We start from the raw sequence: 22295 nt of genomic DNA on the forward strand, positions 1-22295 counted from the left end.
GCCACCTCTTTGGTTGTCCTGCGTCTGAACGCAGCGTAACCAAGAGGTGGCTTTCGTTCTTTGCGTGCCGCGCATGGCTAGAGTTGTGACGTGCGCAATTACACCACTGAAACCGAGCCCGCTCCCGTCGTGAGTCCTTGGGTTGATGAACTGCTGCCCGGACTCATTGAATTCCGGCGCGACCTCCATGCGCACCCCGAACTCTCCTTCAAGGAATTCCGCACCACGGACAAACTGGTGGAACGTCTGGAAGCAGCCGGGCTGAAGCCGCGGCGGCTGGAGGAGACCGGGCTGACCGTTGACGTGGGCGAGGGCCCCATTGCCACCGCTCTTCGTGGCGACATCGACGCACTGCCAATCATCGAGGAAACCGGCCTGCCGTTCGCTTCGAAGAACCACGGCGTCACCCATGCTTGCGGGCACGATGTCCACACCACTGCCATGCTTGGCATTGCCTTGACTCTGCAGCGGATGCACAAGAACAATCCGCTGGGCGGCACCGTCCGGATCATCTTCCAGCCGGCCGAGGAAACCATGCCCGGTGGCGCGCTGTCCTGCATTGAGCAGGGAGTCCTTGAAGGCGTGCCGCGCATCCTGGCACTGCACTGCGATCCCCGGATCAATGTGGGCCAGATCGGCACCCGCATCGGCGCGATCACCTCAGCCTCGGACACCATCAAGATTGAGCTCTCCGGCCGGGGCGGCCACACGTCCAGGCCACACCTGACCGAGGACCTCGTGTTTGCACTGGCCCAAATAGCGGTCAATGTTCCGGCCGTCCTTTCCCGCCGCGTGGATGTCCGCAGTGGCGTGTCCGTTGTCTGGGGCCAGATCTCCGCAGGCTCTGCACCCAACGCCATCCCCGGCTCCGGTTACATGGCCGGCACCATGCGTTGCCTTGACCGCGATGCCTGGCACAGTGCGGGGGAGTTGCTGGACGACGTCGTCCGGCAGGTTGCCGCGCCGTACGGCGTGGACGTCCACCTGGAACATACCCGTGGCGTGCCGCCTGTGGTCAACTCCGAGCACGAGACCGCCCTCATCGAAGCTTCCGCCCGCGCGGAGCTGGGTGAAAACGCAGTGGTCCTCACTCCGCAGTCCATGGGTGGCGAGGACTTCGCCTGGTTCCTGGCAGACCTCCCCGGCGCCATGATGCGTTTGGGCACGCACACGCCCGGCGGCGAAGAATACGATCTCCACCGCGGCGACTTCATCGTGGACGAACGTGCCCTCGGCTACGCCATCCGCGTCCTGACCGCAGCGGCGCTCCGGACCATCCGGGATCTCGAGCAGTAAACCCAACTTGAGCAGTAAGCCCACCTGAGTCGCAGTAGAGGTCGTTCCCAGGGCTGGGAACGACCTCAACTGCGACTCAGTTTGGTGCGGCCTATGCAGATAAGTTGTGCACAATTGAATTGTGCACTATCGTTTTAATTATGAGTGATGCACCCCGCCTCCGCCACCAGGTCTGCTTTGCGCTGTATTCGGCGTCCAAAGCCGCGACGGCGGTCTACCGCCCCGTGCTGGAGGACCTCGGCCTGACGTACCCGCAGTACCTGGTGATGCTGGTCTTGTGGGAGCAGGAGCCGCGGAACGTCCGCGACCTCGGTGCGGAACTGGGCCTTGATTCAGGCACGTTGTCACCACTCCTGAAGCGCCTTGAGGGCCTGGGGCTGGTGGAACGCCGCCGCTCCGCCGAGGACGAGCGCCGCGTGGACGTGGTACTGACCGACGCCGGGACCGCCTTGAGCGGCCGCGCCCAGGCTGTTCCCCAGCGCCTCGCGGACGCCGCCGGACTTTCTGCGGGTGAAATCGAACAACTCCACGCCACCCTCGGCAAGCTCACCCAAGCCCTCAACAGCTCACTCTGACAAACTCCCGGAAAATCCCGAGACGTCCATTCCCGAAGAGAAACGGAAACACCATGAAGACTCTCTACACTGCCGAGGCACTGGCCTCGGGCGAAGGCCGCGACGGCAACGCCCGCACCAATGACGGCAAACTGGATGTAGCACTCGCCAGCCCCGTGGAACTCGGTGGCAACGGTGAAGGCACCAACCCGGAGCAGCTTTTCGCCGCCGGCTACGCAGCCTGCTTCCACTCCGCGCTGCGCCTGGTGGGCCGCAAGGAACGTGTTGACCTCAGCGACTCCGCGGTTGCTGCCAAGATCCACTTCGGTGCCCTGACTGACAGCGAAGGCTACGGCCTTGCTGCCGAACTCGAGATCGCACTGCCTGCGCTGGACCGCAGCACCGCCGAAGAGCTGATGGCCAAAGCGCACCAGATCTGCCCGTACTCCAACGCCACCCGCGGCAACATGGCCGTTGACCTCAAGCTCGTGGAGTTCGCAGCATGAGCGCCGTCGTCACCGAAACCCGCGAAATTCAGCTCGCCTCCCGCCCGGTGGGGCGCCCCACGGAGGAAAACTTCCGGCTGGCATCGGCGCAGCTCCCCGAGCTCGCCGAGGGACAGCTCCTGGTGAAGAACCAGTTCATGTCCGTGGATCCCTACATGCGCGGCCGGATGAACGACGTCAAGTCCTACTCGGCGCCGTTCCGCCTCGATGCAGCGCTCGACGGCGGCGCGGTAGGCGAGGTGATCGCGTCCCGGTCCGACGCGCACAAGGTGGGTGACGTCGTCGTGCATCAGCTCGGCTGGCGTGAGCATGCCGTAGTGGACGCAGCGGCAACCACTCCGGTGCCGTCGGGTCTGGCCCCCACCTCCGCGTTCCTTGGCGCCCTGGGCATGACCGGCCTGACTGCCTATGCCGGACTGCTCAAGGTGGCAGAGTTCAAGGAAGGCGACGTAGTGTTCGTCTCCGGCGCGGCAGGTGCCGTTGGCTCCATGGTGGGCCAGATCGCCAAGGCCATGGGCGCCTCAAAGGTCATCGGCAGTGCAGGATCGCCGGAAAAGGTTGCCCGCCTGCTGGAGCTCGGTTTTGACGCCGCCTTCAACTACAACGACGCCCCGGTGCTGGAACAGCTGAAGGAAGCTGCGGGGGAGCGTGGCATCGATGTGTACTTCGACAACGTCGGCGGCGAGCACCTGGAAGCAGCTTTGGCCACACTGACCGTCGGTGGCCGGGTTGCCATGTGTGGAGCCATTGCGCAGTACAACTCCACCGAGCCCCCGGTTGCGCCCAGGAACCTGGCCGTGGCCATCGGCAAGCAGCTCACCCTCCGTGGATTCCTGGTGGGCGGACAGCGACAGCACGCCGCTGAATTCGCGCAGAAGATGGCCGGCTGGCTCGCAGACGGCAGCGTCAGCTATGACGAAACGATCGTCGACGGCTTGGAGAATGCACCGCAGGCCTTCATTGACCTCCTGGATGGCGCCAACACCGGAAAGATGCTGGTCCGCCTCTAATCCACGGGTGAATCGCGTGTGACTTGCGCACCCAGCTACTGCTTGGTAACAAAAGGTCAACAATCTGACCTGGAGTGATCAATTGTGGTAGCTGGGTGTGTTCCAGGCCACTAGTGTGGATTTCATCAATGCGCTTCGGCGCAGCTGCGAGCATCAGTGAAAACAGAATTTCTGCCTCAGGTATAGGAAACGGACACTCATTGACCATCCGTCGTAGCGCCAATCACTTTCTTCCTGGAGGAAAATTGAAGAAACCACTGCGTGCCACCCTGAAGCGCGGTTCAATGGCCGGTGTTGCCACTGTCGGCGCAGCAGCGCTCCTGCTGACCGGCTGCGGACAGGCCCCCGACGCCGGATCCGGCGCCGCTACCAAGAGCGACTTTGTTGGATGCATCGTGTCCGACTCCGGCGGATTCGATGACCAGTCCTTCAACCAGTCCTCGTTTGAAGGCCTCAAGAAGGCCGAGACTGATTTGGGCATCACGGTGAAGTCGGCCGAATCGAAGGCTAACAGCGACTTCGAAACCAACCTCAACGGCATGATCTCCGCCGGCTGCAACCTTACGGTGACCGTTGGCTTCCTCCTGGGCGATGCCACCAAGGCCGCCGCCGAGAAGAACACCGACAAGCACTTCGCGATCGTCGACTACACGTACGAGACTCCGATCGCCAACGTCAAGCCGATCGTCTATGACACGGCACAGGCGGCATACCTGGCCGGATACGCGGCTGCGGCTACCACCAAGACCGGCAAGGTGGGCACCTTCGGCGGTATTAAGATCCCCACGGTGACCATCTTCATGGACGGCTTCTACGACGGCGTCCAGGCCTACAACAAGGCCAAGGACAAGACCGTCCAGGTTGTTGGCTGGGACAAGACCACCCAAGACGGTTCGTTCACGGGTGACTTCGAGAAGCAGGACACGGGCAAGCAGGTCACCATCAACCTGCTGGACCAGGGTGCGGACATCATCATGCCTGTCGCAGGACCTGTTGGTAAGGGTGCAGGCGCTGCGCTGAAGGAAGCCAAGGCTGCCGGCAAGGACGTCAAGCTCATCTGGGTTGACTCCGATGGCTACCTCACCGCTCCTGAGTACAAGGACCTCATGCTGACCTCCGTGGTCAAGCAGATGGGCGAAGCTGTTGAAGCCGTGGTGAAGGATGACACGGAAGGCAAGTTCAACAACGCAGCCTACGTTGGCACCTTGGAGAACGATGGCGTTGCCATCGCTCCGTTCCACGATCTTGACTCCGCTGTCACCGCTGAAACCAAGTCCGAGCTCGATGCCCTGAAGGCTGACATCGTCTCCGGCAAGCTGGTCGTCGAATCGGCAGCGAGCCCCAAGAAGTAAATCAATTCCTGGACGCGCCGCCAGTACCGAGCCCCGGTACTGGCGGCGCGTTTTTGCCCTGACTACGCTGGGCCTCAAAGCCAGTGGCTTTGGAGCAGTACAGCCGTCCCTCGGACTCACAGAACGGTGGGAGTTGTGAAACTCGAATTGAAGGGGATCTCGAAAGCCTTCGGGACCTTCTACGCCAACCAAGACATCGACCTCGTGGTCGAATCCGGCCAGATCCATTGCCTTCTCGGCGAAAACGGTGCCGGCAAATCAACCCTTATGAACGTGCTGTACGGGCTGTACGAGCCCACAGCCGGCCAGATCCTGGTCAATGACCAACCGGTCAACTTCCGCGGCCCCGGTGATGCCATGGCGGCGGGCATCGGCATGGTGCACCAGCACTTCATGCTGGTCCCCGTCTTCACGGTGGCGGAAAACGTGGCCCTCGGTGCGGAGCCGACCTCGTTCGGCGGTGTGCTCAGCATGGACGAAACCCGGAAGAAGATCCGGGAAATCTCCGATAAGTACGGCTTTGACGTGGATCCCGACGCCTTGGTGGAGGACCTGCCCGTAGGCGTCCAGCAACGTGTCGAGATCATCAAGGCACTGGTCCGCGAAGCCACGGTCCTCATCCTGGACGAGCCCACTGCAGTGCTGACGCCGCAGGAAACCGATGAACTTCTGGACATTATGCGGCAGCTCAAAGCCGGCGGTACGTCCATCGTCTTCATCTCGCACAAGCTGCGTGAAGTGAAGGCTGTCTCCGACGTCATCACCGTCATTCGCCGCGGCAAAGTAGTGGGGGATGCGCCTCCCACGGCATCCGCCACCGAACTGGCGTCCATGATGGTGGGCCGCCCCGTCAGCCTGAGCCTGAACAAGGCACCCGCGCAGCCGAAGGAAACCACGTTCGTGGTGGAAAACCTGACGGTCCGCGCTGCCAACGGCACCAACGTGGTGGACGGGATCAGCTTCGACATCGCCCAAGGCGAGATCCTCGCCGTCGCGGGTGTCCAGGGCAACGGCCAAACGGAACTGACCGAAGCCATCCTGGGCGTGCAGGAGCACGTCACAGGTTCCGTGACCCTGGACGGCAAGCAACTGCTGGGCCTTCCGGTCAAAGAGGTGCTGCGTTCGGGCGTCGGCTTTGTTCCGGAGGACCGGACCGTGGATGGACTGGTTGGTCCCTTCTCGGTGGCCGAAAACCTGGTGCTTGACCTGTATGACCAAGCACCGTTTGCCAGCGGCATCAGCATGAAGCCGGCCAAGGTTGCCGAGCATGCCAAGGCCAAGATCGAAGAATTCGATATCCGGACTCCCTCTGCGGGGTCGGCCGCCGGAACACTGTCCGGCGGCAACCAGCAAAAAGTGGTCATGGCCAGGGAATTGTCCAGGCCCCTGCGGTTGTTCATCGCGAGCCAGCCGACCCGTGGCGTGGATGTCGGCTCCATCGAGTTCCTGCACAAGCGCATCGTTGCCGAGCGCGACGTCGGAACGCCGGTCATGATCGTTTCCACTGAACTTGATGAGGTCATCGAACTCGCCGACCGGATTGCCGTGCTCTACAAGGGCAAGCTCGTGGGCATCGTCCCCGCCGGAACGCCCCGCGACACTCTCGGCTTGATGATGGCCGGCGTCGGCCCGGAAGGAGGCTCTGATGACTGAGAAGGATCAGTCCAAGAGCGAACCAACACCCGCACTGCCCGCTGAGGACCAGTCCACAGCGGACCTCCGTGCGGCAGATGTCTCACTCGATACCGCGGGAGGCATGCTGGAACCGTCCATCGTTCCGGTGTCATCCCAAAGCGGTGATTCAGGATCGCAGCAGGGCAGCCTCATGCGCCGCATCGTGATGGGGAACGGCTTCGTGTCCGTCCTGGCCGTCATCGTGGCGCTCTTCCTGGGTGGCCTGCTGATTGCCAGCACGGACGCCCAGGTTGCCAAAACCGCAGGCTACTTGTTTGCACGGCCCACGGACTTCCTGAGCGCGTTGTGGTCTGCCATGACCGAGAGCTACGTTGCCCTTTTCCAAGGGTCAGTCTTCAACCCCCGGCAGGGACTGCAGCCGCTGCTGGAAACCATGACTGTGGCAACCCCGCTGATCTGCGCCGGTCTTGGCGTTGCCTTGGCTTTCCGCGCCGGCCTGTTCAACATCGGCGCCCAGGGACAGATCATCATCAGCGCCACGCTTGCTGCCTACGTAGGGTTCGCCTGGCACCTGCCGTTCGGCCTGCACCTGCTGGTGGTCATCATCATGGGCGTCCTGGGTGGTGCTCTTTGGGGTGCCATCGTTGGGATCCTCAAGGCACGGACCGGTGCACACGAGGTGATCGTCACCATCATGCTGAACTACGTGGCCTTGTTCCTGCTGGACTTCCTGCTGAACACTGCTGCGTTCCGGCGTCCGGGGGACAACAGCCCCATCTCGCCACGCCTGGACGAATCGGCGACGTATCCCGTCCTCATCCCCGGCTCCCGTCTCCACGTGGGATTCCTGGTGGCCATAGCGCTGACCATCGGCGTGTGGTGGCTGTTGAACCGGTCCACCATCGGCTTCGAGTTCCGTGCTGTCGGCGCCAACCCCATCGCTGCACGGACCGCCGGCGTCAAGGTATCCCGCGCCACCATCCTGGTGATGGCCATGGCCGGTGCGCTCGCCGCCTTCGGCGGTATTGCCCAGGTGGCCGGTACGGAAAAGGTGCTGACCGGCGGCGTCGCTGCCCAGATAGGCTTCGACGCCATCACGGTTGCCTTGCTTGGACGCAGCACGCCGTGGGGGACGTTCTTCGCCGGCCTGCTGTTTGGAGCTTTCCGTGCAGGGGCAGTGCAGATGCAGATCCAGACGGGAACGCCCATCGACATCGTGCTGGTGGTGCAGTCCTTGATCGTGCTCTTCATCGCAGCGCCTCCGCTCATCCGGTCGATTTTCCGGCTTGAGCCCAAGAAGAAGAACAAGACACCGAAAGCGGCTCCCAAGGCTGCCCTCGTCAACGCCTCCGGAGGTGCCAAATGAGCGCGACAACCACCGCTCCGACGTCGGGTTCAACGGCCCTGCCGGCCTTCCGGCCGTCCATGAAAGTTCCGCTCACCCTTGGCATCCTGGCCCTCATAGCTTTGGTTTTCTTCGGCTTCCTGGGCCCGGACCAAACTGCGGAGATGAAGATCAGCGACGCCGGTGACGCAGTCGCCGTTCCTGCACTCATGATTCCGGGGCAGGTGGGCGGGGTGGTCTTCGGAATTCTGCTCCTTGCCATGGCTGCCTATTCCATCTACCTCTGGACGCAGGGGGAGCGCTCACCCAAGTGGCTTCCCATCGCCTTTGCCGTGGTGTTCGTGTTCGCGTTGCTCGTGTGGATCGTGGCAGGCGCCCGCCAGCCCTCCATCTCGCTCGCAGGCCTGGTTGCCGGCTCGGTGACCCTGGCAGTGCCGTTGGTCTTTGGCTCGCTCTCAGGCGTGTTGTGTGAGCGCGTGGGCGTCGTGAACATTGCCATTGAAGGCCAGCTTCTGGGCGGTGCCTTCACCGCCGCGCTGGTAGCCACCATGACGGGCAGCCCCTACATTGGCCTGATCGCGGCGGCTGCTGCCGGTGCCGCTGTGTCCATGGTCCTGGCGGTCTTCAGCATCAAATACCTGGTCAACCAGATCATTGTGGGCGTTGTCCTCAACGTGCTGGTCTCCGGCCTCACGGGCTTCCTTTACGGCACGCTGATGGTCCCCAACAAGGAGCAGTTCAACACTCCGGGGCGCCTGGACATCCTGCCGATCCCGTTGTTGTCGGACATCCCGATCATCGGGCCCATCCTGTTTGAGCAGTCCATTGCCGGTTACCTCATGTACATCGCAGTGGCCGTGGTGTGGTTCGGCCTGTTCAAGACCCGCTGGGGCCTGCGGGTCCGCGCCGTCGGCGAGCACCCGCAGGCTGCCGACACCCTGGGCATCAACGTCAACGCCACCCGCTTCTGGAACGTCACCCTGGGCGGTGCCATCGCAGGCATCGGTGGAGCCGTCTTCACCCTGGTGACCATCGACTCCTTCACCAAGGACATCTCCGGTGGCCGGGGCTTCATCGCCTTGGCAGCGTTGATCTTTGGCCGGTGGAACCCGATTGGTGCCTTCCTGGCATCGCTGCTGTTTGGCTTCGCGTACAACCTGCAGTCCATCCTGGGCATCATCGGTACTCCGGTGCCCAGCCAGTTCATGGCCATGCTGCCGTATCTGGTGACCATCTTCGCCGTCGCCGGTTTGGTGGGTAAGTCGCGGGGACCAGCGGCCAGCGGCATACCTTATGTGAAGGGTTGACGATGCCGGCAAATGACACTGATTGGCAGGCGCTCGAAGCGGCAGCAAAGCAGGCAATGCAGAGGGCTTACGCGCCATATTCCAAGTTCCCGGTGGGGGCTGCGGCCCTCACCGAGGACGGCAAGATCATCAGCGGCTGCAACGTGGAGAACGCCAGTTACGGGCTGACCCTCTGCGCCGAGTGCGCACTTGTTGGCCAGCTCCACATGACGGGAGGCGGCAGGCTTGCCGCGTTCTATTGCGTGGACGGGCAAGGGAACATCCTCATGCCGTGCGGACGCTGCCGCCAGCTCCTGTACGAATTCCGGGCGCCCGGAATGCAGCTCATGACAACTCAAGGAATCAAATCCATGGACCAGGTGCTGCCTGACGCCTTCGGTCCCGAACATCTGGAGGAAACCTCGTGACAAGCACTGAAGCGTTCGACGCCGTCCAGATCATTTCCATCAAGCGGGACAAAGGTACCCTCACTCCCGAGCAGATCGACTGGACGATCGATGCCTACACCCGGGGTGTCATTGCCGAGGAGCAGATGGCCGCGCTGAACATGGCCATCCTGCTCAACGGAATGGACCGCGCCGAGATTTCACGGTGGACGTCCGCCATGATCGCCTCGGGCGAGCGGATGGACTTTTCGTCCCTGACAAGGCCCGACGGCGGCAGGAAGGCTACCAGCGACAAGCACTCCACCGGGGGTGTCGGGGACAAGATCACGCTGCCGCTGGCACCGCTCGTTGCCGTGTTCGGCGTCGCGGTTCCACAGCTCTCAGGCCGCGGGCTGGGCCACACGGGCGGAACGTTGGACAAACTGGAAGCCATCCCGGGGTGGCGGGCCAACCTGAGCAATGAAGAAATCATGGCGCAGCTCCAGGACGTGGGTGCAGTCATCTGCGCGGCAGGCTCCGGACTGGCTCCTGCCGACAAGAAGCTCTACGCCCTGCGTGATGTCACCGGCACCGTGGAGGCGATCCCGTTGATTGCTTCCTCGATCATGAGCAAGAAGATCGCCGAAGGCACGGGCTCCTTGGTCCTGGACGTCAAGGTGGGTTCCGGTGCGTTCATGAAGGACGAGGCCCGGGCCCGCGAGCTTGCCGGGACCATGGTGGCCCTGGGCAAGGATGCCGGCGTGCACACCGTCGCCCTGATCACGGATATGTCCACACCGTTGGGTTTGACCGCCGGAAACGCGATCGAAGTAGAGGAATCGGTAGAAGTCCTTGCCGGCGGCGGTCCGGAAGACGTCGTCGAACTGACCGTCCGCCTGGCTGAGGAGATGCTGGCCGGCGCCGGCATCCACGACGCCGACCCCGCTGCTGCCTTGAAGGACGGCCGGGCCATGGATGTCTGGAACCGGATGATCGATGCACAGGGCGGCGACCCGCGTGCTGCGCTTCCGGTGGCCAAGGAATCCGAGGTCATCTACGCTCCCGCGGACGGTGTCCTGATGGAACTGGATGCGCTTTCCGTGGGTGTCGCTGCCTGGCGTTTGGGCGCGGGGCGGGCCCGCAAGGAGGACCAGGTCCAGGCCGGTGCAGGTGTCCGCATGCACGCCAAACCGGGCGCATTGGTCCGTGCGGGGGAGCCTCTGATGACACTTCTGACGGACACTCCCGGGAAGTTCGAGCGGGCCAAGGAAGCGCTCCAGGATGCCGTGGTGATCGCGCCCGAGGGTTCACGCCCGGCGCATCAGCTCATCATCGACCGCATCGCCTAGGCTTAAGTGTTCCGGGCCGTTCGCCAAGGACGGCCCGGAACACCAGTCATCCGGCGCCTGTGGGGGAGCCGGCTACCGTAAGGAAACCGTGCAGGGCATCAACGATTTCATCCTCGCCGCGGCGGAGCAGCCATGGGTGTTGTTCCTGGTGCTGGCCTGCTGCGTGATAGATGGCTTCTTCCCGCCCATTCCGAGCGAATCCGTGGTGGTGGGCCTGAGCGCAGTGTCCGGGAGCAGCGGCTCGCCCAATGTATGGCTGCTCGGCGTGATGGCAGCCCTGGGGGCGTTCTCGGGGGACAACATCGCGTACATCATCGGCCGCCGCATCGGGATCCAGCGGTGGCGCTGGATGCGTACGCAGCGGATGCAGGGCGCCTTCCGTTGGGCAGGCAAGGAACTCCGACGCCGGTCGGCCTCGCTCATCATGGTGGCCCGTTTCATCCCCATTGGCAGGGTGGCCGTCAACCTGACGGCTGGTGCCACGCACTTCCACCACCGACGCTTCGTGGCCCTGACAGCCATGTCCGCCGTCCTGTGGGCTACGTACTCGGTGATCCTGGGCTACTTCTTTGGTGTCTGGTTCGAGGACAACCATCTCCTGGGCGCCGTCATAGCGATCGTGGTTGCCGTGATCCTGGGAATCATCATCGACCGCATCATCAGCAAAGTCCGTGGATCCGTGCCGTTGGACGGCAAGAACATCCCTGAGGAAGACGCCCCGACTCCACCCACGGTATGACCCTTCAGGCCCCGGAAGATCAGCCCGGCGGTTGACGACGGCACCTTATCAGCACCTATAGCGTTAAGCGTGTGATCCCAAGGCTGGGACGTAGCGAACGACGTCCCGGCCGTGGGACACTAGAGCGACTTCCGTCACACCGTCAAGTCATATTCGTCTAGGAGCTAACGCCGCGTGGAGTTTTTGAACCAAATGCTCGAGCATGCAGCCGGGCAGCCCTGGATATACCCGGTCCTGCTGGTTTTCTTCTTCATTGACGGATTTGCCACCATCCTTCCCAGCGAAACAGCCATTGTTGGCCTCTCGGCGCTGTCCCTTCACAGCGGAGAGCCCAACCTGTGGATACTGGGAGCCACCGCACTGGTAGGTGCCATGGCAGGCGACAACATGGCCTACATGCTGGGCCGGAAAATCGGCCTCACCCGTTGGAAGTGGATGCGGCGGCCCAAGGTCCAGAAGATGTTCGCCTGGGCGCAGTACGAGCTGGATAAGCGCGGAGCTGTCCTCATCTTCACGGCCCGCTACATTCCGTGGGGCCGCGTGGCCGTGAACTATGTGGCCGGACAAACCGGCTTCCGCCACCGGACTTTCTTCTGGTTGGACGCCTTCGCGTGCATCACGTGGGTAGGTTACTCCATCGGTATCGGCCTCCTCGCAGGCCAGTGGGTCCATCACAACCCGCTCCTGGGAGTCGGCATCGCGGTTGCCTTCGCCGTGGTCCTTGGCATTGTGGTGGATCACGCACTCCGTTGGTGGCACAAGTACCTGGAGAAGAAGGACCTCGCCAAGGAAGCCGCTGCCAGCACCGAAATGACAGCAGTCGATCCCGCGGAAAAGGCGATCGCCGGCGTCGACGTCTCCAAGCCCGCCAGCTAAGGCGACCAGCCAGTCCGCCGGCTGTACCAGCCATGGTGGCGGTGGGGACTAGTCTTAGTACGTGACTGAGCCCATACTTGACGCCGCCCCTGCCCTTGACTTCGATCTGAAGAGCCTCCCCAAGGTCTCCCTCCACGACCACCTGGACGGAGGCCTCCGCCCCGCCACCATCATCGAGCTCGCTGAGGCGGTCGGCCACACGCTGCCCTCCACCGATCCCGTTGCGTTGGGTGAATGGTTCCGCGAATCAGCCGACTCCGGCTCTCTGGTCCGCTACCTCGAAACGTTCGACCACACCATTGCTGTCATGCAGACCAAGGAAGGCCTCTTCAGGGTCGCCAAGGAATTCGTGGAAGACCTCGCCGAGGACGGCGTGGTGTACGGCGAAGTCCGCTGGGCACCGGAACAGCACTTGCAGAAGGGCCTCACCCTGGACGAGGTTGTTGAAGCCGTCCAGACCGGCCTTGAAGCCGGCGTTGATGCTGCTGACGAGCGCGGCCAGCAGATCCAGGTGGGCCAGCTCATCACCGCCATGCGCCACGCTGATCGTGGCCAGGAGATCGCAGAGCTCGCTGTCCGCCACCGTGCCAACGGCGCTGTGGGCTTTGACATTGCCGGCGCGGAAGACGGCTTCCTCCCGTCCCGTTTCAAGGACGCCTTCACCTACCTTGCCGAAAACAACTTCCCGGCCACCGTCCACGCCGGTGAAGCAGCAGGCCTGGAGAGCATCCAGTCAGCCCTGGTGGATGGCCGCGCCCTGCGCCTGGGCCACGGCGTCCGGATCGCCGAGGACATCTCGGTGGAGTTCGAGGACAATTCCGACGACGACGGCGAGGACACCATCGGCATGGTGACCATCGGCAGCGTGGCCGCCTGGGTCCGCGACCGCGGCATCGCCCTGGAAATCTGCCCTTCCTCCAACCTCCAGACCGGCGCCATTTCCGGCTTTGGAGATGGCATCGAAAGCCACCCGGTGGACATGCTCTTCCAGCTCGGCTTCAACGTCACCATCAACACGGACAACCGCCTCATGAGTGGCGTCACCCTGACGGACGAGTTCGAGCTGCTGGTGGAAACCTTCGACTACGACCTCGACGACCTCCTTGAACTGACGCTCAACGCCGCCGAGGCCGCCTTCTTGCCGCTGGACGAGCGCGAAGCTTTGGTTGAGTACATCAACGATGCCTACGCCAACCTCGGCTAAGAACTCCAACGAGCTCGAAGAGCTCATCCGGACGATCGCAGCCCTGCGTGAGCACTGCCCCTGGATGGGTGGGCTGACGCACGAGTCGCTGGTGGAGTACCTGATAGAGGAAGCCTACGAAGTGGTGGACTCGATCGAAGCCGGCGCGGTGGACGACGAGCTTCGCGGCGAGCTGGGTGATGTACTGCTTCAGGTAGTGCTTCACGCCCGGCTCGCCGAGGAGCGCGGCAGCTTTGATTTTGCTGACGTAGCCCGGGGCATCAACGCCAAAATGGTCCGGCGAAACCAGCACGTCTTCAAGGCGGACGGTTCCCTGCAGGACAGCTTTCCGGCCAGCGTCGAGGAAATCATCGTCAAGTGGGATACCGCCAAACGAGCCGAGAAGCCGGAACGGAAGGATCCCTTTGAGGGCATCCCGCCGCACCTTCCGGCGTTGGCAGCAGCACAGAAGTCCCTGGATAGGGCAGCCCGCGCAGGGTTGGACGTTTCAGGGTTCGATGGTGATGCACGGTTGGTCGATCCACAAGGTGCGCCGGCCGCCGTCGGACTTCCCGCCATCCCGGCCTCGGAAGAGGCGCTCGGTGAGTTGCTGCTGGCAGTCGTGGCCGGTGCCCGGGAGCAAGGACTCGACGCCGAAAGGGCCCTTCGTTCCGCAGTTCGATCGTTTCAGAACAGCCAGGCCCAGCCTTCATGACGTGAGTCTTTGGAAGTTGTTCCGTAACCTAAGCCACTCTGGACTACGCTAGTAGCGACGAGGACGTTGAGAATTTCCCTCCTCATTCCTGTAATTTGCCCATAAGGAGCACATCCATGGCGCTTATCGATGCCATCCACGCACGCGAGATCCTTGATTCCCGCGGAAACCCGACCGTAGAAGTTGAGGTCCTGCTCTCCGACGGCCAGATCGGCCGTGCAGCAGTTCCCTCCGGTGCTTCCACCGGCGAGCACGAGGCCGTTGAGCTTCGCGACGGCGACAAAGGCCGTTACCTCGGCAAGGGTGTCCAGAAGGCCGTCGACGCCGTCATCGACGAGATCTCCCCGGCCCTGATTGGTTTCGACGCCACTGACCAGCGCAGCATCGACCAGGCCATGATCGACCTCGACGGTACGCCCAACAAGGGCAAGCTCGGCGCCAACGCCATCCTGGGTGTTTCCCTGGCCGTTGCCAACGCTGCCGCAGCTTCCGCTGACCTGCCGCTGTACAAGTACCTGGGTGGCCCGAACGCCCACGTCCTGCCCGTTCCCCTCATGAACATCCTCAACGGTGGCTCGCACGCCGACTCCGATGTGGACATCCAGGAATTCATGATCGCCCCGATCGGTGCCGAGACCTTCTCCGAGGGCCTTCGCTGGGGCGTTGAGGTCTACCACAACCTCAAGGCCGTCCTCCAGGAAAAGGGCCTCTCCACGGGCCTCGGCGACGAAGGTGGCTTCGCCCCCAACCTGCCGTCCAACCGCGCTGCACTGGACCTGATCCAGGAAGCCATCAAGAACGCCGGCTACACCCCGGGTACTGACATCGCCCTGGCACTGGACGTTGCCTCTTCCGAGTTCTACAAGGACGGTGCCTACCAGTTCGAAGGCAAGGCACTCTCGGCCACCGAGATGAGCGCCTACTACGCTGAGCTCGTTGCCGACTACCCGCTGGTTTCCATTGAAGACCCGCTGGACGAGAACGACTGGGAAGGCTGGAAGACCCTCACCGACACCATCGGTGACAAGGTCCAGCTGGTGGGCGACGACCTCTTCGTCACCAACCCGGTCCGCCTGCAGCAGGGCATCGAGACGGCCACGGCCAACTCCCTGCTGGTCAAGGTCAACCAGATCGGCTCCCTGACCGAGACGCTTGACGCCGTTTCCCTGGCCCAGCGCTCCGGTTACACCACCATCACCTCGCACCGCTCCGGCGAAACCGAGGACACCACCATTGCTGACATCGCCGTTGCCACCAACGCGGGCCAGATCAAGACCGGTGCCCCGGCCCGCTCCGAGCGCGTTGCCAAGTACAACCAGCTGCTGCGCATCGAAGAAGAACTCGACGACGCCGCACGCTACGCCGGTCGCAGCGCGTTCCCGCGTTTCAAGGGCTAGCCTTCAGCGAAAACACGTAACCGGTGGCTATGGTGGAAAGACCATGGCCACCGGTTCTGTTTAACTCCGGTTCTGCTTAACACGGGCCAGGTCAACAACAGCAAGCGCAGCAAACCGCCAGGCAAGCACCGGGCATTACAGGAGTGTCATGGCCACCCGTCGTCCAAAGGTACCCAGGGCCGACGCGCTGGGCCCCTCCAGTGCAGGCCGTTCCTCGGCTGCGGGCCGCCCCGCGAGCGAAACCCGGGCCACCGGCGCCAGTCCGCGAACTGCCGCCAAAAGCACTGAGGGTGCAGGGACGCAAGGTTCCGGTTCCAATAGCGGCGATGTCATCAAAGCCGAGTTTGGCGGACCGCGGATAACTGCCAAAACCTCGACGCCGGCAGGCGGCACCACAGCACCTGCCGCCGGGAAGAAGCCCACCGTGGGCCAATCCAAGCCCGCGGGCAAGGCTCCCGGCAAGCAGGGCACCAAGGCCACTGCTGAGCATGATCTGAATCCCGTACCGGCCAAAGCGTTTTCCGGCAGGATGCTGGCGCTGGCAGTAGTCATGATTGCGATCACCATTATGTTGGCCCCCACGGTGAAGATTTTCCTGGAGAAGCGCGCCGAAATTTCGGCGTTGGAGGCCGAAATTGCAGGACGGAAAGCAGAGCAGGCCGAGCTCAACAAGCAGCTTTCCCGGTGGCAGGACCCCAACTACGTGAAACAACAGGCCCGCGACCGCATTAACATGGTTATGCCGGGTGAAACAGGTTACTGGGTGTTTGGGGGAGAAGAAGCCGCCGGCACGCCGGGTGGCCGCACCGGCTCCGGATCGTCTGCAAACCCGGAGAATCTGCCTTGGGTGGATGCTCTTTGGGAGTCAATCAGACGATCGGCAACTGACTAGACGCGGTGCCCACCGCCGTCGTGTCCGCAGTGGACACGGCAACAAGGGCAGGAAGGGTGGCAGCGCAAGTGGAAGAGAACACGGCAGCCGTGCCGCAGGAATCCCGCCAGCCATCAGCACATGATCTTGAGGTCCTCAGCCGCCAGCTCGGCAGGCCGGTGCGGGATGTCGTTGAGATCCCTGCACGGTGCGTCTGCGGCAATCCGCTGGTGGCGGCTACTGCGCCGCGGCTCAGCAACGGAACACCGTTTCCCACCACGTTCTACCTGACCCACCCCGTCATCACCTCCGCGGTGTCGCGGTTGGAAGCGGGCGGCCTCATGAACGAGATGAATACCCGCCTTACGGCCGACCAGGACCTGGCAGGCGCCTACCACAGCGCCCACGAGGACTACCTCCAGGCCCGCAACGACATCGCCGGCCGCTCCGGAACCGGCGCTGTCCCTGAAATCGACGGCATCTCCGCCGGTGGCATGCCCACCAGGGTGAAGTGCCTCCACGTTCTGGTAGGGCATTCCCTGGCCGCAGGGCCGGGCGTCAACCCGCTGGGGGACGAAGCACTGGACGCCATCTCGGAGTGGTGGACCAAGGACCGTTGTTATTGCGATGGCGCGTGGGACACTGCCGGCGAGGCGCCCTCCCGTGACCTGAGCCGCCACGGACCGCAGGGGCTGCCGGACATCGTGGGGCGCCCGGCGCCGGTTCGCAAACCGAAGACGGATACACCGGGCCACCAGGAAGGCACTGCATGAGCCGCGTTGCAGCGATCGACTGCGGAACCAACTCCATCCGCCTCCTCATCGCCGATGCTTCGGCTGACGGCGCCCCGGGCCCCCTGGCCGACGTCGTGCGTGAAATGCGCGTGGTTCGGCTCGGCCAGGGTGTCGATGCCACCGGCGAGCTTGCACCCGAGGCCTTGGAACGCACGTTCGCAGCAACACGTGACTACGCCGAACTCATCAAGGTGCACGGCGCCGGGCACGTACGCTTCGCAGCGACGTCCGCCACCCGTGACGCCCGCAACCGGCAGGTTTTCGTGGACGGCATCCGGGATCTCCTGGGGGTTGAGCCCGAAGTCATTTCCGGGGACGAGGAAGCAGCGCTTTCCTTCGCCGGCGCCAGCAGTGTCCTGCCGGCCACGGGGGAGGACCCCATCCTGGTGGTGGACCTCGGTGGCGGCAGCACTGAGTTCGTCCTGGGCGACTCCACTGGCGTCATCGCGGCACGATCCGTGGACATCGGCTGCGTGCGGCTCACCGAACGCCACCTTCGCAGCGATCCGCCCACCGCTGCGCAAATCGCGGCAGCAGAGGCCGACGTCGATGCCGCACTTGATCTTGCCGCGCAGACGGTACCGCTTGACCGCGCCACAGCCGTGGTGGGCGTTGCCGGTTCCATCACCACCATCACCGCCCACGCGCTGGGTCTGGACGAATACCAGCCGGACCGGATCCATGGTGCGTCATTGGACCTCGAAACCATCACCGATGCATGCACCAACCTGCTGGAAATGACGCGGGACGAGCGCGCAGCGCTTCCGTACATGCACCCGGGCCGCGTGGACGTCATCGGTGCCGGCGCCTTGGTGTGGCGCCGGATTCTGGACCGCCTGGCCAGTGTCAGCCGTGGCAGGATCGCTACGGCCGTCTCCAGCGAGCATGACATCCTGGACGGCATCGCCCTCAGCATCCGGGACGCCGCATGACGTTGCGTTTTCGCAGGACCCTCTCCGCTGGCCTTGCCACAGCCTTGGCAGGCGGGGCGTTGGCAGGTGCGTTGTTGACGGCTCCTGCCGCTACGGCAGACGCATGGCGCGACAAAGAGTTCTGGCTCAAGGATTCGGGGGTCACCAACGCCTGGCAGGTGTCCAAGGGTGCCGGTGTGAAGGTTGCGATCATCGACAGCGGCATTGATGGAAACCACCCGGACCTCAAAGGCGTGGTGGTGGGCGGGACAGACGTTTCGGGTGCGGGAGCACCCAACGGGCAGAAGAGTATTGGTGCCAAGACCGAGCACGGAACCTTGGTTGCCACGATGCTCGCCGGGCGCGGCCACACCACTCCCACGGCCTCGCCTTCGCCAACGGGATCCGCGCCCCCTCCAGGGCCACCCACCGTCCCTCCTGCCGGGGGACCGGACGGGATCACCGGTGTCGCTCCTGAAGCGCAGATCCTGGCAGTCTCCACCTGGCTCGGATCGCCCAACCCGGGCGGCAAAACGGACCAGGAGCAGATTCCGGACGCCGTGCGCTGGGCCGTGGACAACGGCGCCAAGGTCATCAACATTTCCTTGGGCAGTACCTCGCCGGACTGGCCGCAGAGCTGGGACGCGGCGTTCCTTTATGCAGAGCAGAAGGACGTGGTGATTGTCGCCGCCGCTGGTAACCGCGTGGGCGGCAACGTGCAGGTCGGAGCGCCGGCAACCATTCCCGGTGTCCTGACCGTCGCCGGACTCGACGGTGAGGGGCGCGCCAGCGTCGATTCCTCGTCCCAGGGCATCAGCATTGGCGTCGCCGCGCCGGCCGAGAAGCTGGTAGGCGGCATCCCCGGCGGTGGATACGCCGAGTGGGCGGGAACGTCCGGTGCAGCCCCCATCGTTTCCGGAGTGGCCGCCCTCATCCGTTCCAAATGGCCGGAGATGAGTGCCAACCAGGTCATCAACAGAATTGTGAGCACGGCCAAGGACGCGGGAGCTCCGGGCAAGGATCCCCTCTACGGCTACGGCATCCTTAATGCCGAGGCGGCCCTGAAGGATGACGTGGCTGCCACCAGCAGCAACCCGCTGGGTTCCATCGCTGATTGGATCCGGGTTCACCGCCGTGGAGATTTCAGTGAGCCGTCGCAGGCTCCCGTGGCGAGCCCCACCAGCGCAGCACCCACGCTCGCCGATCCGACCGTTCCGGCCGCGAAGACGCCGGCGACCGTCGACGACGCCCTGCCGGCCGCCGTCGTGCTTGGTTTTGGAGCTTTGTTCCTTGCCTTGGTGACTGGCGCCGCGATTCAGTTGCGGAAGGTCTCCAAAAACGCGCCGGCGGTGGCCGAAGAGGCCGAAACGGGCGCGCTTCTGAAAGTGGATCCGCCCGCCCGGACGTAGTTAGTGAAGATTTTCACAAAGTACTGTACTCTGGACTCATGGCAACCACCCCAGAGCTCATTGACCGTCCCCGGGTTCTCGTCGTCGGCGGCGGCTACGTCGGCCTGTACGTAGCCCTCAAACTGCAGAAGAAGATCGCGAACGCCGGCGGCATCGTCACCGTCGTTGATCCACTGCCGTACATGACCTACCAGCCCTTCCTCCCGGAAGTAGCCGGTGGCAACATCGAGGCACGCCACGCCGTCGTCTCCCACCGTCAGCACCTGAAGCAGACTGAGCTCATCCAGGGCCGCGTCACCAGCATCGACCACGCCAACCGGACCGCGGTCATCGCCCCGTCCGACGGCGGCGACAACTTCGAAATCCCGTACTTCGACGTCGTCATCGCAGCAGGCGCCATTACCCGTACCTTCCCCATCAAGGGCCTCGCGGACAAGGGCATCGGCCTGAAGACCATCGAGGAAGCCGTTGCACTGCGCAACAAGGTGCTGGAGCGCATTGAAGCCGCTTCCACCATGACGGACCCCGCAGAGCGCGCCAAGGCACTGACCTTCGTAGTGGTAGGTGGCGGCTTCGCCGGCATCGAGTGCCTCACCGAGATGGAAGACCTCGCCCGCGCCGCGGTCCGCAACAACCCGCGCATCCGCCAGGAAGAAGTCCGCTTCATCCTGGTCGAAGCCATGGGCCGCATCATGCCCGAGGTCACTGCCTCGCAGGCCGAGTGGGTTGTGGAGCACCTCCGCAGCCGTGGCATCGAAGTACTCCTCAACACTTCCCTTGACAGCGCCGAGGGCAACCTCAAGCTGATCAACCTCCCGGACAAGACCCCGGCCCAGGAAGTTGAAGCAGACACCCTGGTATGGGCTGCCGGCGTGCAGGCCAACCCGATGATCCGCTCCACCGACTTCCCGCTGGAACCCCGTGGCCGTGTCCGCGTCCTCCCGGACCTGCGCATCGCAGGCGACGAAGGCATCGTGGAAAACGCCTGGGCTGCCGGCGACATCGCCGCTGTTCCGGACCTCACGGGCAAGGGCCTGCCGGACGGCACCTGCGTCCCCAACGCCCAGCACGCTCTTCGCCAGGCCAAGAAGCTTGCCAAGAACCTGTGGGCTTCCCGCTGGGACAAGCCGCTGCACGACTACAAGCACAAGAACCTTGGTGCTGTGGCCGGCTTCGGCGAGTGGAAGGGTGTTGCCAACATCAACCTGCTCGGCCGTATCGGCCTCAAGGGCGGCCTCGCCTGGCTGGCACACCGTGGTTACCACGGCATGGCCATGCCCACGGTGGAGCGCAAGTTCCGTGTGGTCTTCGGCTGGATCCTGGCCTTCTTCGCGGGCCGCGACACCACGCAGCTGATCGACCTTGACAACCCGCGCGGCGCGTTCGTTGCCGCTGCAACGCCGGCTCCCAAGCCCGCAGCTGCTCCGGCACCTGCCCCGGTGGAAGCCAAGCCGGTTGCCGAGGAAGTCAAGACCCCGGTCACTGCTGACGCCAAGTAGTCCGCGCACGACGCAGTCCACGCACGACGGCGGCCGCTCCCTTTGAGGGGGCGGCCGCCGTCGGCGTTTAAGCAGGTGCGTCCACTGCGGTGCCGGGTTGCTGCGCCCCTAGACTGTTGCCATGTCCGGCGAAACCGATCTGAAGACACTCCTGCAATCCCTTCGCCCCGTAGCCCGCGATGGCGACTACGTCTACGCCCTGTGGCCACACGGCAGGCCGCTGGAGGGCGGGATCGAGGCGGCTGTGCGCGAGGCGGAGGGCCTCACGGTTGTCCTCCGCCGGGACGAGGCTGATTCGCTGGGTCTCAGCTACGACTTCGTGGCCACGTGGATCACGCTCCAGGTCCACTCGGCACTCGAAGCGGTGGGGCTCACAGCTGCCGTGAGCGCCGCATTGACCCACGCCGGAATCAGCTGCAACGTCCTGGCGGGCTTCCACCACGACCACCTCCTGGTGCCTACCGCCGACGCCGGGCGGGCCATGGATGTGCTCCGGCTTTTGGGCAAAGGCCTGGTGCTCCGAAGTGAGCGTCCCGAGGACCGCGCCGAGATTCTGGACCTGACGGCCCAGGCCTTCTCCGTCTCGCCGGTGACCGGCGAGCCCGTGGAAGGCGTGCCGATTGAAGTAGGGCTGCTGCGCGAGCTCTTTGAGTGCCCTGAATATCTTCCGGAGTTCAGCATCGTCGCGGAAATGGGTGGGGAGATTGTGGGGCATGCCATCAGCACGCGTGGGTGGGTCGGGGACGTGGAACTGCTGGGGTTGGGCCCGATCGGCGTGCTTCCCGCCTTTCAGAAGCGCGGGGTCGGTTCAGCGTTGATGCGTGAGACAGCGGCCCGTGCCACAGCCGCAGGGGAGCCCGGCATTGCCTTGCTCGGCAGCCCCCTGTACTACCCGCGCTTCGGTTACGTGCCGGCAACCTCCGTCGGTGTGCAACCGCCGGAGGCGATGTGGGGCGATCACTTCCAGTTGTTGACGCTTCCCGCATGGCCCGACGACGTCCGCGGCACCTTCCGTTACGCCGGGCCATTCAGTGGGCTTTAGCTGGGATACCATGGTGCGGGCGCCCCAGTAGCCCAATTGGCAGAGGCAGCGGACTTAAAATCCGCGTGTTGTGGGTTCGAGTCCCACCTGGGGCACGGACGGCAGGTGAGAGCTCTTTCTCCCTTCCGCTGTGCGCGTGA

The 22295-nt window shown here is 63.9% G+C and carries 21 protein-coding genes and 1 tRNA gene; all 22 read left to right on the plus strand.

The features are described 5' to 3' along the window. The first annotated feature begins 90 nt into the window (after nucleotides 1-90). The 22 genes from ACIQLI_RS11895 (at nucleotide 91) to ACIQLI_RS12000 (ending at nucleotide 22250) form a co-directional block, all read left to right on the plus strand. Nucleotides 91-1296, plus strand: coding sequence for an amidohydrolase (locus ACIQLI_RS11895; RefSeq protein WP_024820064.1), 1206 nt, complete (start codon nucleotides 91-93; stop codon nucleotides 1294-1296). Nucleotides 1297-1436: 140 nt separating this feature from the next. Then, nucleotides 1437-1871 carry a MarR family winged helix-turn-helix transcriptional regulator gene (locus ACIQLI_RS11900; protein ID WP_400388499.1) on the plus strand — a complete coding sequence of 145 codons (435 nt, stop codon included), beginning with the start codon at nucleotides 1437-1439 and terminating at the stop codon, nucleotides 1869-1871. A gap of 53 nt (nucleotides 1872-1924) precedes the next feature. Beyond that, nucleotides 1925-2356: an organic hydroperoxide resistance protein gene (locus ACIQLI_RS11905; protein WP_026542856.1), complete on the plus strand. Its 432-nt coding sequence runs from the start codon at nucleotides 1925-1927 to the stop codon at nucleotides 2354-2356. Beyond that, a complete protein-coding gene (locus ACIQLI_RS11910; protein WP_400388502.1) occupies nucleotides 2353-3366 on the plus strand; it encodes an NADP-dependent oxidoreductase in 1014 nt (337 codons plus the stop codon). Before ACIQLI_RS11905 ends, ACIQLI_RS11910 begins: the two co-directional genes overlap by 4 nt. 113 nt (nucleotides 3367-3479) lie before the next feature. After that, on the plus strand, nucleotides 3480-4718 hold the full coding sequence (locus ACIQLI_RS11915) for a BMP family protein (protein ID WP_400388505.1): 1239 nt from the start codon (nucleotides 3480-3482) through the stop codon (nucleotides 4716-4718). A 135-nt stretch (nucleotides 4719-4853) separates the two neighbouring features. Then, nucleotides 4854-6371, plus strand: coding sequence for an ABC transporter ATP-binding protein (locus tag ACIQLI_RS11920; protein WP_400388508.1), 1518 nt, complete (start codon nucleotides 4854-4856; stop codon nucleotides 6369-6371). Next, nucleotides 6364-7719: an ABC transporter permease gene (locus ACIQLI_RS11925; protein ID WP_400388511.1), complete on the plus strand. Its 1356-nt coding sequence runs from the start codon at nucleotides 6364-6366 to the stop codon at nucleotides 7717-7719. Before ACIQLI_RS11920 ends, ACIQLI_RS11925 begins: the two co-directional genes overlap by 8 nt. Then, nucleotides 7716-9005, plus strand: coding sequence for an ABC transporter permease (locus ACIQLI_RS11930; protein WP_354230090.1), 1290 nt, complete (start codon nucleotides 7716-7718; stop codon nucleotides 9003-9005). The genes ACIQLI_RS11925 and ACIQLI_RS11930 overlap by 4 nt, the downstream gene beginning before the upstream one ends. Nucleotides 9006-9007: 2 nt before the next feature. Further along, a complete protein-coding gene (locus tag ACIQLI_RS11935) occupies nucleotides 9008-9412 on the plus strand; it encodes a cytidine deaminase (RefSeq protein WP_400388514.1) in 405 nt (134 codons plus the stop codon). After that, on the plus strand, nucleotides 9409-10719 hold the full coding sequence (locus tag ACIQLI_RS11940) for a thymidine phosphorylase (RefSeq protein ID WP_400388517.1): 1311 nt from the start codon (nucleotides 9409-9411) through the stop codon (nucleotides 10717-10719). Before ACIQLI_RS11935 ends, ACIQLI_RS11940 begins: the two co-directional genes overlap by 4 nt. Nucleotides 10720-10807: 88 nt before the next feature. Beyond that, the gene (locus tag ACIQLI_RS11945) at nucleotides 10808-11458 is read left to right on the plus strand and encodes a DedA family protein (RefSeq protein ID WP_261608898.1); all 651 of its coding nucleotides are present in this window, start codon (nucleotides 10808-10810) and stop codon (nucleotides 11456-11458) included. 192 nt (nucleotides 11459-11650) lie between these two features. Next, on the plus strand, nucleotides 11651-12334 hold the full coding sequence (locus ACIQLI_RS11950) for a DedA family protein (RefSeq protein WP_354230298.1): 684 nt from the start codon (nucleotides 11651-11653) through the stop codon (nucleotides 12332-12334). A 61-nt stretch (nucleotides 12335-12395) separates the two neighbouring features. Then, nucleotides 12396-13538 (plus strand): adenosine deaminase, encoded by a 1143-nt coding sequence (locus ACIQLI_RS11955; protein WP_400388520.1) that lies wholly within the window; start codon nucleotides 12396-12398, stop codon nucleotides 13536-13538. Then, complete coding sequence (locus ACIQLI_RS11960; RefSeq protein WP_400388523.1) at nucleotides 13516-14232, plus strand: MazG nucleotide pyrophosphohydrolase domain-containing protein; 717 nt, start codon at nucleotides 13516-13518, stop codon at nucleotides 14230-14232. Before ACIQLI_RS11955 ends, ACIQLI_RS11960 begins: the two co-directional genes overlap by 23 nt. Nucleotides 14233-14348: 116 nt before the next feature. Then, a complete protein-coding gene (gene eno, locus ACIQLI_RS11965; protein WP_026542844.1) occupies nucleotides 14349-15629 on the plus strand; it encodes a phosphopyruvate hydratase in 1281 nt (426 codons plus the stop codon). Nucleotides 15630-15777: 148 nt separating this feature from the next. Beyond that, the gene (locus ACIQLI_RS11970; protein WP_400388526.1) at nucleotides 15778-16521 is read left to right on the plus strand and encodes a septum formation initiator family protein; all 744 of its coding nucleotides are present in this window, start codon (nucleotides 15778-15780) and stop codon (nucleotides 16519-16521) included. A 68-nt stretch (nucleotides 16522-16589) separates the two neighbouring features. After that, the gene (locus ACIQLI_RS11975; protein ID WP_400388807.1) at nucleotides 16590-17273 is read left to right on the plus strand and encodes a DUF501 domain-containing protein; all 684 of its coding nucleotides are present in this window, start codon (nucleotides 16590-16592) and stop codon (nucleotides 17271-17273) included. Continuing rightward, on the plus strand, nucleotides 17270-18226 hold the full coding sequence (locus ACIQLI_RS11980) for an exopolyphosphatase (protein ID WP_400388529.1): 957 nt from the start codon (nucleotides 17270-17272) through the stop codon (nucleotides 18224-18226). The genes ACIQLI_RS11975 and ACIQLI_RS11980 overlap by 4 nt, the downstream gene beginning before the upstream one ends. Further along, entirely contained in the window at nucleotides 18223-19614 is a 1392-nt protein-coding gene (locus tag ACIQLI_RS11985) for a S8 family serine peptidase (RefSeq protein WP_354230072.1), read from the plus strand. Before ACIQLI_RS11980 ends, ACIQLI_RS11985 begins: the two co-directional genes overlap by 4 nt. A 38-nt stretch (nucleotides 19615-19652) precedes the next feature. Beyond that, nucleotides 19653-21113, plus strand: coding sequence for an FAD-dependent oxidoreductase (locus ACIQLI_RS11990; protein WP_311213127.1), 1461 nt, complete (start codon nucleotides 19653-19655; stop codon nucleotides 21111-21113). 121 nt (nucleotides 21114-21234) lie between these two features. Continuing rightward, nucleotides 21235-22155 carry an N-acetyltransferase gene (locus tag ACIQLI_RS11995; protein ID WP_400388533.1) on the plus strand — a complete coding sequence of 307 codons (921 nt, stop codon included), beginning with the start codon at nucleotides 21235-21237 and terminating at the stop codon, nucleotides 22153-22155. A gap of 21 nt (nucleotides 22156-22176) precedes the next feature. Next, nucleotides 22177-22250: transfer RNA gene (locus ACIQLI_RS12000), tRNA-Leu, on the plus strand. Nucleotides 22251-22295: the final 45 nt, after the last annotated feature.

The sequence above is a fragment of the Paenarthrobacter sp. NPDC091669 genome (assembly GCF_044756725.1).
GTDB lineage: Bacteria > Actinomycetota > Actinomycetes > Actinomycetales > Micrococcaceae > Arthrobacter > Arthrobacter bambusae_C.